Origin of the sequence: Shewanella sp. SG41-4 (assembly GCF_014164505.1) — a bacterium.
Classification (GTDB): Bacteria; Pseudomonadota; Gammaproteobacteria; order Enterobacterales; family Shewanellaceae; genus Shewanella.
In genome coordinates this window covers 1-9,026 of the sequence record NZ_JACJFI010000178.1, presented here as the reverse complement: position 1 = coordinate 9,026, position 9,026 = coordinate 1, and the positions used below count along the sequence as shown (strand labels likewise).

Annotated in this window: 7 protein-coding genes, 1 tRNA gene and 1 pseudogene; 1 reads left to right on the top strand and 8 read right to left on the bottom strand. The window is 40.6% G+C overall.

From position 1 onward, the window contains the following. The 8 genes and pseudogenes from lon to H5202_RS14930 all read right to left on the bottom strand — a co-directional run. Positions 1-1,974 (bottom strand): endopeptidase La (gene lon / locus H5202_RS14965; protein WP_182772778.1); only part of this gene is annotated, 1,974 nt, incomplete at its 3' end. 131 nt (positions 1,975-2,105) lie between these two features. Beyond that, entirely contained in the window at positions 2,106-3,386 is a 1,281-nt protein-coding gene (gene clpX / locus H5202_RS14960) for an ATP-dependent protease ATP-binding subunit ClpX (RefSeq protein WP_182772777.1), read from the bottom strand. Between the two features lie 130 nt (positions 3,387-3,516). After that, positions 3,517-4,128, bottom strand: a complete 612-nt coding sequence (clpP, locus tag H5202_RS14955; RefSeq protein WP_182772776.1) for an ATP-dependent Clp endopeptidase proteolytic subunit ClpP — start codon at positions 4,126-4,128, stop codon at positions 3,517-3,519. Between the two features lie 90 nt (positions 4,129-4,218). After that, positions 4,219-5,523, bottom strand: a complete 1,305-nt coding sequence (gene tig, locus H5202_RS14950; RefSeq protein ID WP_182772775.1) for a trigger factor — start codon at positions 5,521-5,523, stop codon at positions 4,219-4,221. 394 nt (positions 5,524-5,917) lie between these two features. Beyond that, positions 5,918-5,993: transfer RNA gene (locus H5202_RS14945), tRNA-His, on the bottom strand. Between the two features lie 170 nt (positions 5,994-6,163). Continuing rightward, positions 6,164-6,507: pseudogene (locus tag H5202_RS14940) on the bottom strand (DDE-type integrase/transposase/recombinase); the annotation flags it as partial. Between the two features lie 297 nt (positions 6,508-6,804). Beyond that, positions 6,805-7,758, bottom strand: a complete 954-nt coding sequence (locus H5202_RS14935) for a quinone oxidoreductase family protein (protein WP_182772774.1) — start codon at positions 7,756-7,758, stop codon at positions 6,805-6,807. A gap of 20 nt (positions 7,759-7,778) precedes the next feature. Then, positions 7,779-8,342, bottom strand: a complete 564-nt coding sequence (locus H5202_RS14930) for a TetR/AcrR family transcriptional regulator (protein WP_182772773.1) — start codon at positions 8,340-8,342, stop codon at positions 7,779-7,781. 63 nt (positions 8,343-8,405) lie between these two features. Here H5202_RS14930 and H5202_RS14925 point away from each other — a divergent pair, with 63 nt between their 5' ends. Then, complete coding sequence (locus tag H5202_RS14925) at positions 8,406-8,564, top strand: hypothetical protein (protein ID WP_182772772.1); 159 nt, start codon at positions 8,406-8,408, stop codon at positions 8,562-8,564. Positions 8,565-9,026 lie beyond the last annotated feature (462 nt).

The window sequence follows — 9,026 nt, the reverse complement described above, 5'->3', positions numbered from 1 at the left end:
AAAATCATTGTTAATACCAAGATTTTCAGCACGAGCACGTACAACGGTCATTGCCGCTTGAATAGACTCTTTCATCACATCGCCCAGTGAACCGGTATAGGTTAATTTACCTTTACCTGCTACTGAGGTGGCTTCGATGGTTAACAAATCACCACCAACTTGAGTCCACGCAAGACCTGTCACTTGACCAATTTGGTTGTTCGATTCGGCTTTACCGAAATCAAAACGTTGTACACCAAGGAATGACTTTAAATTATCCTGGTTAACTTCAACCACTTTTACCGTTTTATCGAGCAGGATATGCTTCACTACTTTACGACAAATCTTCGATAATTCACGTTCTAATGAACGCACACCCGCTTCACGAGTGTAATAACGAATAATGCCTAAAATAGCGCTGTCATCAACCTTTATTTCTTTTTCTTTAAGACCGTTACGTTCAATTTGCTTTGTTAATAAATGTTTCTTAGCAATATTGAGCTTTTCATCTTCGGTATAACCCGATAAACGAATTACTTCCATACGGTCAAGTAAAGGGCCAGGAATATCCATTGAGTTTGACGTAGCAACGAACATCACATCTGATAAGTCATAATCGACTTCAAGATAGTGGTCGTTAAAGGTCGCATTCTGTTCAGGGTCAAGCACTTCTAATAACGCTGATGATGGGTCACCACGCATATCAGAGCTCATCTTGTCGATTTCATCGAGCAAGAATAATGGGTTTTTAACGCCCACTTTAGCCATTTTCTGAATGACTTTACCTGGCATAGAACCAATATAAGTACGACGATGACCACGAATTTCCGCTTCATCACGTACGCCGCCTAATGCAACGCGAACATACTTACGGCCGGTTGCTTTGGCAATCGACTGGCCCAATGAGGTTTTACCCACACCTGGAGGTCCAACTAAGCACAATATAGGCCCTTTAAGCTGTTTCACTCGGCTTTGAACTGCTAAATACTCAAGAATACGTTCTTTGACTTTTTCCAGCCCATGATGATCAGTATCTAGCACTTCTTGCGCTTTGGCTAAATCACGCTTAATTTTTGAACGCTGTTTCCAAGGCACCGCTGTCATCCAGTCCACATAACTGCGCACAACAGTAGCTTCAGCAGACATTGGTGACATCATTTTGAGTTTGTTCAACTCAGCGATAGCTTTTTCTTTGGCTTCAGTTGGCATGCCGGCGTCTTCAATCTTACGCGCCAACACTTCAAATTCGTCGTGGTTTTCGTCAATATCGCCAAGCTCTTTTTGAATGGCTTTCATTTGCTCATTCAAATAGTATTCGCGCTGACTTTTTTCCATCTGCTTTTTAACACGAGTACGGATTCGTTTTTCGACATGGAGCAAGTCAATTTCCGATTCCATCATCGCCATTAAATATTCAAGACGCTCGCCGACATTGATCATCTCGAGGACAGATTGTTTGTCTTCAAGCTTCAATGGCATATGTGCAGCCATGGTATCGGCTAAACGAGCCGCTTCATCAATCCCCGACAGTGAAGTTAATACTTCTGGTGGGATTTTTTTATTTAACTTGATGTAGCCTTCAAATTGACCGATAGCACTACGAACTAAGACCTCTTCTTCTTTATCACTTAACTCTTGTGATTCGAGGTATTCGGCTGTGGCGGCAAAAAACTCTTCTTCTTGGGTGTATTGCTTGATTTTGGCACGCTGGCCGCCTTCAACTAATACTTTTACCGTTCCATCTGGTAATTTAAGCAACTGTAAAATAGAGGCAACAGTACCAATATCGAAAATATCGTCTTTGGTAGGTTCATCGAGATCAGCATCTCGCTGAGCGACTAATAAAATTTGTTTGTCTTGTTCCATTGCCGACTCTAGGCAACGAATTGATTTTTCCCGTCCCACGAATAGCGGAATTACCATATGCGGGTAAACTACCACATCTCGCAGTGGTAATACGGGGAGTTCGATATGCGCTTCACGCTCTTTAGTCATGGCTCGATTCCGTTTAATGAAATTGACTTATTACTGAGTATATTGGGGTGATGTTATCAGTTTCAATGGCTAATACGAAAAAAGGAGCCCAATGGACTCCTTATTTTTCAACTTCCTGACTATCAGTGCAATTATTGCTCGCCTGAAGCAGCCTGTGTCTCAGTGTTTTCGTAAATCAAAATAGGGGCTGACTCGCCTTTCACTACTGATTCATCAACAACTGCTTTAATCACGCCTTGTGTCGACGGAATATCATACATTGTATCGAGCAAGATGCTTTCAACAATAGAACGCAATCCACGAGCACCTGTTTTACGAGACATTGCTTTTTGAGCGATGGCTTGTAATGCATCATCACGGAATTCAAGTTCGACATTTTCCATCTCAAACAATGCACTATATTGCTTAGTTAATGCATTTTTAGGTTCAGACAGAATCTGTACCAATGCAGCTTCATCTAACTCAGTTAGTGTTGCAACAACAGGTAAACGACCAATAAACTCAGGAATTAAACCAAATTTCACTAAATCACCAGGCTCTACTTGGCTAAGGATTTGTGAAATAGTCGCTTTATCTGCTTCGCCTTTTACTTCTGCACCAAAGCCAATTCCAGTTCCTGTGTGTGCACGCTGCTCAATGACCTTTTCAAGTCCAGCAAACGCACCACCACATATAAACAGAATTCTAGACGTATCCACTTGCAAGAATTCTTGTTGTGGATGCTTACGTCCGCCCTGAGGAGGAACAGATGCAACTGTGCCTTCAATGAGCTTAAGCAACGCTTGCTGAACACCTTCACCCGATACATCACGAGTAATAGAAGGATTGTCAGATTTGCGGCTGATTTTGTCAATTTCATCAATATAGACGATACCGCGTTCAGCTTTTTCAACGTCGTAATCACATTTTTGCAGTAGCTTCTGGATGATGTTTTCAACATCTTCACCCACATAACCAGCTTCGGTTAATGTGGTTGCATCTGCCATAGCAAAAGGAACATTAAGTGAGCGAGCTAGCGTTTCGGCCAATAATGTTTTACCGCTACCGGTAGGGCCTAACAGTAAAATGTTACTTTTACCTAACTCAACACCATCTTTAATTGCGCCATTACGTAAACGCTTATAATGATTGTATACCGCTACGGCTAACACTTTTTTAGCTTGGTCCTGACCAATTACGTAGTCATCAAGATGCTTGCGTAACTCATGCGGTGTCGGCAACTTATCTTCATCACGTTTAGGTGAAATCTCTTTGATTTCTTCACGGATGATGTCATTACATAAATCAACACATTCGTCACATACATAAACTGATGGACCAGCAATAAGTTTTCTGACTTCATGCTGACTTTTTCCGCAAAAAGAGCAGTACAGCAATTTGCCGCTGTCACCGTTATTTTTGTTATCGCCCATTATTCTACCTCTGTTTACAACTTAGGTTGGACCTAAGCTCTGCTTGTAGATACTTATCATAACCACATTGATGACTGAACGTCTTTCAATACAGAATACCTGAAAATATCCAGAAAATCAGCTACCGGTATTAGCCGCGACTCGTTAGTAATGAGTCGACAATACCATATTCAACAGCTTGAGTAGCACTCATGAAGTTATCACGGTCGGTATCACGTTCAATAATCTCTAACGGCTGGCCGGTATGCTCTGCTAACATTTCGTTTAATTTATTTTTAATACCAAGAATTTCTTTTGCATGGATTGCTATGTCTGATGCTTGACCTTGGAAGCCACCTAATGGCTGATGGATCATCACACGAGAGTTAGGTAAGCAATGACGTTTACCTTTGGCACCACCAGCGAGCAAAAATGCGCCCATACTCGCAGCTTGACCCATACATACAGTACTCACATTAGGCTTAATGAACTGCATGGTGTCATAAATAGCCATGCCAGCTGTGACAGAACCGCCTGGAGAGTTAATGTACAAATATATATCTTTATCTGGGCTTTCTGACTCAAGGAATAATAATTGAGCAACAATGAGGTTAGCCATGTGTTCTTCTACTTGGCCAACTAAAAAGATCACTCGCTCTTTTAATAGACGAGAGTAGATATCATAAGAACGTTCACCTTTCGCTGTTTGTTCAACAACCATAGGAACAAGCGCGTTGAGTACTGATTCTGGTGCATTATGCATTATTCATTTCCCTAAAATAAAAATGGCCCGCATGAGGAACCTCATACGAGCCATTATAAATGGCGAACGGCCTGTTAAGTCAAGCTTAGCTTACGCTCGTCCGGTAGCCTTGTTCATAAATTCTTCAAAAGCAACGTCTTTAACGGTTACTTTTGACGTTTTTAACAATGCTTCCACAGCTTGCTCTTCAAGCGCTACGTTGCGCATGTTTTGCATGAGTTCTTTATTTGAGTTGTAGTATGAAACAACTTCAGATGGATCTTCATACGCTGAAGCCATAGATTCGATCAATGTATTAACACGATCATCTTCTGCTTTTAGCTCGTTTGTTTTGATCACTTCGCCTAATAGCAAACCAATTTTAACACGACGCTCAGCTTGTTCAGTGAAAAGTTCAGCCGGAAGTTCAGGCATATTTTCAGTTTGACCACCAAAACGCTGCATAGCTTGTTGACGAAGTACATTCACTTCACCTTCAATAAGTGCTTTAGGAATAGCGATATCGTTTGCTGCTAGTAAACCAGTAATAACCTGCTCTTTCACATTTGCTTTTAGCGCTTGCTCAAGTTCACGAGTCATATTTTTACGGATTTCAGCTTTAAGTGCGTCTAAGCCACCTTCAGCAATACCAAACAAAGAAGCAAATTCATCATTTACTTCTGGTAGATTGGCCGCTTGAACTTCAGTCAGAGTAATAACGAACTTAGCCGCTTTACCTTTCAAGTTTTCAGCATGGTAATCTTCAGGGAAAGTGACTTCAATTTCGAATTCATCACCGGTTTTATGCCCTACGATACCCGTTTCAAAACCAGGGATCATACGGTTGCTACCTAATTGAAGTTCGAAATCATCAGCTTTTCCGCCTTCGAATTCTTCGCCGTCAATAGAACCAATAAAGTTCATTTTAACTTTATCGTCAGCAACTGCTTCACGCTCAACAGCAGCAAAAGTGGCATGTTGCTTACGTAACGTTTCAATCATAGTGTCAACGTCAGCATCATTAACTTCAGCTTTAGGCTGTTCAACTGCAATGCTATCTAAACCAGTTAGGACAACTTCTGGGTAGATTTCAAATGTTGCAACGAATTCAAAAGAATCGCCTTCAGTTGAACCAGGAGTGAATACTGGTGCACCAGCAGGGTTTAACTTTTCAGCCACAATAGCTTCAATAAAGTTGCGTTGCATCACTTCACCAGTGATGTCTTGACGAATGGCTTTGCCATAACGCTTGTTGATTTCGCCAATAGGCACTTTGCCAGGACGGAAACCAGGAAGACGAGCACGCTTAGCTTCGCGCAATACATTGTCTTTAACCAATTTCTCGATTTGCTCAGCAGGTACAGAAATAGTTAGGCGACGCTCTAGGCCTTGAGTTGTTTCAACAGAAACTTGCATTGTTTTACCTCGAAATATGTCTGACGTTCTTTGTAATGGTCGACAACTCAACCATTAGATATTCGTTTCTTGACCACGGATTTAGCTCTGATACCCAGCACAGCGATATTATTGATGCTGAAGACGCTGTTGGTACAGGTAGCTTATTTTTGATATTTATCAAGACGCGACATTATAGCTACCGTTTTTAACAGAGTCGAGCCTGAAAAGGTCGATTTGCATGATAAAAAGGCTGACTTATGTTCAATTTTGATGTGTTTGCACGTTTAATGTGCGAAATTGGATTTTAAAAAGGACACTGAAATTATTTTGAAGTAGATAGTTATCGTGAGCAGAACACACATGGGGAACCCAAAAGGTCTGTATCAGATATTTTGATTTGACTAGAAAAAAATGGGGTGACTGATGGGGCTCGAACCCACGACAACCGGAATCACAATCCGGGACTCTACCAACTGAGCTACAATCACCACTGATATGGTGCACCCGGCAGGATTCGAACCTTTATATCAGGTTAAATTCTACCAAGTGAGTGAGTGAAACGTCACAAATAACTGTCCAACTCAACCATGGTGCGTAATTTACTTGTTACATTACCTAAGTGCAAGTATTTTTTTGCGACGCACTAAAAATGCAACGTAAAAATCCAATCGTGTTTTAAGCTACCAATGAAACGCTCAACGACGGTGTTATCCCAACACGCACCCACATCACCCATACTGGCTCGGATACCATAGTTAGCAGCCTACCGAATTGCTTACTCATATACTGTGAGCCTCGGTCACTGTGAAATACCATCCCTCTGGTCGGTCGGCGCGGGCTCTAGGCTTTTATTAATGCCTGTGATAACAAATCTGTAGTCATGCGTTTGTCTATGCGCCACCCAACAATCCGGCGTGAATATAAATCCATCACCAGCGCCAAATACATCCTGCCTTCACCTGTGTTTAAATTGGTCACGTCACCCGCCCAAACCTCATTAGCCCAGGGCAACCACATGAGTGCTTACTTTTTGAATTCTACGTTTAACCTGTAAGCAAAAGAACAAGAAACCATCCTAGCTATGAAGATTTAACGAACTACAGGAGCTCGTTAAACGACCTAATGCTGTTCAATAAACGTTTGCGATCTGGCCCTGTCATTGAACCCATCCGAACGCCTCCATATTAGAGCTTAATAATATAACGGCCAAATAATACTTAGCTAAATTTGGTGACACACGGCCCAAGCTAAGTATTATTAAAATTAAAAACTGAATACCTATCTATCCTAAATCTGTAGTTACTCAATCGATAAAACTATTTTACCAGTTCGCCCCCTAGAAGCTAAGTATTCATGGGCTTTAGCCACTTGTTCAAGCGGAAAGACTTTATCTACTATTATCTTAAGTTTGTCTTGTTCTACTAGTTCGGCTAGTTTTTTTAATCTATCTGCCGAAGGTGTCATAAATACTAAGTGAATCTCTGCATTTTTAGGCCATAGCGAAATCAGGTTTTGTGGAGGGCAGTAATCAGCCAGCGATACTATTCTGCCATAGGGAGCTAATACTTGTGCTGAGTCCATAATAGTATTTCCAGCTATAGTGTCTACAACTAGATGTACCCCATCACTACCGGCATGATTAACAAGTTGCGCCATAAAGTCATCGTCTTCATAGTCAATAACAATATCTGCACCAAGACCCTTTAATAGGGTGTGGTTACTTTTCCTCGCTGTCGTAATTACTTTGGAACCAATGGCTTTCGCAATTTGAATGGCGATATGACCAACGCCTCCAGCACCCGCGTGAATAAGCACTGTTTCATGAGATTGGAGCCGTCCACGGTCAAAAATAGCCTCCCAGGCAGCTGAACCCGTTAACGATAATGCAGCAGCTTCGATATAACTTAACGCTTCAGGAATAGGAGCAGCCAGCTCAGCATCAACAACACAATAATCTGAGTAAGTCCCCTGTCCGTTCAGTATTGGTGGAACAAAAAAAACCCTGTCACCCGCTTTAAAATCACTGACTTGTTCACCAACCGCTTCAACTATTCCAGCACCGTCAAAACCGAGATTAAAAGGCAGTGGAGTGTATTGTTCATAATGTCCCATTCTAATTTGAGCATCGACAGGATTAACTGAAGCGGCTTTCAATTTAACTAATATCTGCTTCGAACTTGGAACCGGTACAGTCCCCTGCATAATTTTCACAACATCAGGAGATCCAAATTTATTAATCGTGGCTATTCTCATTGTTATAGGTTTCCTATTTATTATTCAAAACACTTATCTAGCAAGGTTAAATGGGTACCACTAAGTGGAAAGTTCATTCGTGATGCGCTGGCTAAACCAAATAGATTTACCAGTAGCATATCCACGAGGCTGTCGATATATTCGGGGTCTTTATTGGTAGTGAGATCTAATACTCGTAGCTTTAACGACTGACGAAATGCGCTATTTCCTTGTTCCACTTTATCCTTAAATGAAGCTGACAAAGACGAACATTCAATCGCACAATTAAACATAAAACAGCCTGGTGGGGTTTGTAATGCTTCGAAGCGACGACTAGAAAAGGCAAGAAAATTTCGAATGCAGTCACTCACTTTTTCGCCTTTAAAACTATCGATCATTGGTTGTTCATATTGCCGTTCATATAAATCTAAACACAGACTGAGTACAGCATCTTTGTTGCCAAATGCACTGTATAAACTTGTTTTACTGAGAGTTAGCTTTCTAGCCAACTCATCCAATGACAACCCACAAGAACCATGTTGCCAAATCATGATAAGGATTTTTTCAAGTACTTCATTTTTATTAAATGTTCTAGGTCTAGCCATAATACCACCTAATACGCTATGGTTACGTACTAAAGAGTACATAACTACTTTTAGGAGGTCAAGATGAGTTACGAATTACTGGTTGGATTACACGTGACTAATGCACAACAATACCAGCAATATCGACAGGCAATGCAGCCATTACTAAAGCAATACAGTGGAGGATTCAGTTATGATTTATTGATCGAGGAAACACTAAAACCTGCATCTAAAAGGGGATAAATCGTGTTTTTGTTATTTATTTTAAAAACAAAAGTACTAAAGAGGCATTTTCTAATGATGCACAAAATTTACAAATAAAAAAAGTATTATGTAGGAGCTGTACACAGACAATTGTGATGTCGGAATACGACAATGAATGAAGTACTGCTGATTTAAGCATTTATTTGGAGCATAATCCAAGTTACTAAAAGTTTGAGAGCGAATTAAAGAAGCGTATCTATTAAAACAGGAATATGCACGCAGCAATGTATTTAACTATATAGAAATACTTTACAACGTGAATCGAAAGTATGCTTCCAATAATTTGCTGTCTCCAGTAAGCTTAAAAAAAATTCCAAGAACGGTTAATAAGTTTCTAGGTACCTGGTGGCACTTTTTCAGCGTTTTAAATCAACTATTATAAATAATTAGGATTATAATTAAATGAAGAAACCGAATGAAGCTTATCCCGTTTTACAAACT

Coding starts and splice junctions, on each gene's coding strand:
- tig (WP_182772775.1), bottom strand. CDS start 5,523: ATGCAAGTTTCTGTTGAAACAACTCAAGGCCTAGAGCGTCGCCTAACT.
- H5202_RS14935 (WP_182772774.1), bottom strand. CDS start 7,758: ATGAGAATAGCCACGATTAATAAATTTGGATCTCCTGATGTTGTGAAA.
- H5202_RS14925 (WP_182772772.1), top strand. CDS start 8,406: ATGAGTTACGAATTACTGGTTGGATTACACGTGACTAATGCACAACAA.
- clpX (WP_182772777.1), bottom strand. CDS start 3,386: ATGGGCGATAACAAAAATAACGGTGACAGCGGCAAATTGCTGTACTGC.
- H5202_RS14930 (WP_182772773.1), bottom strand. CDS start 8,342: ATGGCTAGACCTAGAACATTTAATAAAAATGAAGTACTTGAAAAAATC.
- clpP (WP_182772776.1), bottom strand. CDS start 4,128: ATGCATAATGCACCAGAATCAGTACTCAACGCGCTTGTTCCTATGGTT.